The organism is Paraburkholderia sp. SIMBA_027 (assembly GCF_046535315.1).
Taxonomy (GTDB): domain Bacteria; phylum Pseudomonadota; class Gammaproteobacteria; order Burkholderiales; family Burkholderiaceae; genus Paraburkholderia; species Paraburkholderia tropica.
Genome location: NZ_JAWRWY010000767.1, coordinates 1 through 265, shown reverse-complemented (window position 1 = coordinate 265; position 265 = coordinate 1). Strand labels below are relative to the sequence as shown.

At 58.9% G+C, this 265-nt stretch carries 1 pseudogene; it reads left to right on the top strand.

Going from position 1 to position 265, the window contains the following annotated elements:
* Nucleotides 1-25: 25 nt before the first annotated feature.
* Nucleotides 26-265, top strand: a pseudogene (locus SB764_RS41120) (hypothetical protein); the annotation flags it as partial.

Genomic DNA, 265 nt, shown 5'->3' with positions numbered 1-265 from the left:
CGTCTCCAGCCCGAGCGACAATCCCATGTTCCTGAGAAATATAAGAATCGCAGCCAGGGCCTTCATCGGCTTCGCTGCTATTGCGTCACTGAGTGTGTTTCTCGGTCTGTTCGCCCTCAAGCAGATCGGCGAAGTGCAGTCCCAGGCTGCCGACATACAGAACAACTGGCTGCAGCGGGTCCGGCTGCTGGCCCTGGCCAATGCTTCGCTCGACCGTTTTCGCCTGGGGGAAATGGCGCACATCCTGTCCTCTAGCGATGCAGAC